Source organism: Bariatricus sp. HCP28S3_A7 (assembly GCF_052066375.1).
Classification (GTDB): Bacteria; Bacillota; Clostridia; order Lachnospirales; family Lachnospiraceae; genus Allocoprococcus.
On record NZ_JBQHSG010000088.1, the window covers coordinates 1 to 657 of the forward strand.

Here is a 657-nt window from a genome sequence, read left to right on the forward strand (position 1 = left end):
GCTCAGTCTGTTCAGATACCATTGTTTTCAGTTGTGATACTGTATCTTTCAGCTCTCGAAGCTGGATATCTTTCGCATTGGAAGCCATCGGTTCTCTCCTCGGATTTGATATCTTTATTATACCAGAAACGGGGCTTTTACTAAAGGAAAATGACTCCTGAAAAATGCCGAATTTACAAGGGATTTCCGGGTTTTTCTGTGCAGGATTTCTGCTGAAATCCAGATACTTTTTACTCTGCTTTGAGGGCTTTTGGCTGGTCAATATCGATCCCCGACATCAGCCAGTCAAACTCCCGCCAGGAAAGATTCCGGACCTCCGACTGCTTCCTGGGCCATTGATAGCCGCCGCGGACAGACAAGCGCTTATAGATTAGAACGAAGCCGTCCGGTTCCCGGAACAAGGCTTTGATCCTGTCCCGTCTTCTTCCGCAGAAAAGGAAGAGAGCACTGGACGACGGATCCATCTTAAGCTGGTCTTCGATAACGGCGCAGAGTCCGTCAATGGATTTTCGCATATCGGTATTATTTTAGAACTCGAATAATACCGATTATCCGAGAAGTATTATTATTTGAGAAGTATGCTGTAACTAATGTAAGTTACAGCATCTCTTGAATGCTTTTCTCGAATAATATTTTACCTTTTTCTCAAAAAATCCG

Annotated in this window: 2 protein-coding genes; both read right to left on the bottom strand. The window is 43.8% G+C overall.

The window, feature by feature from the left end:
• A partial coding sequence (locus ACTNA4_RS16100) for a hypothetical protein (protein ID WP_441031181.1) occupies positions 1–262 on the bottom strand: 262 nt, incomplete at its 3' end.
• Complete coding sequence (gene tnpB / locus ACTNA4_RS16105; RefSeq protein WP_177296314.1) at positions 231–515, bottom strand: IS66 family insertion sequence element accessory protein TnpB; 285 nt, start codon at positions 513–515, stop codon at positions 231–233. The genes tnpB and ACTNA4_RS16100, both read right to left, overlap by 32 nt.
• Positions 516–657 lie beyond the last annotated feature (142 nt).

What these genes read in the sequence shown, in the direction of transcription:
- tnpB (WP_177296314.1), bottom strand. Translation starts at nt 515, where the DNA reads ATGCGAAAATCCATTGACGGACTCTGCGCCGTTATCGAAGACCAGCTT.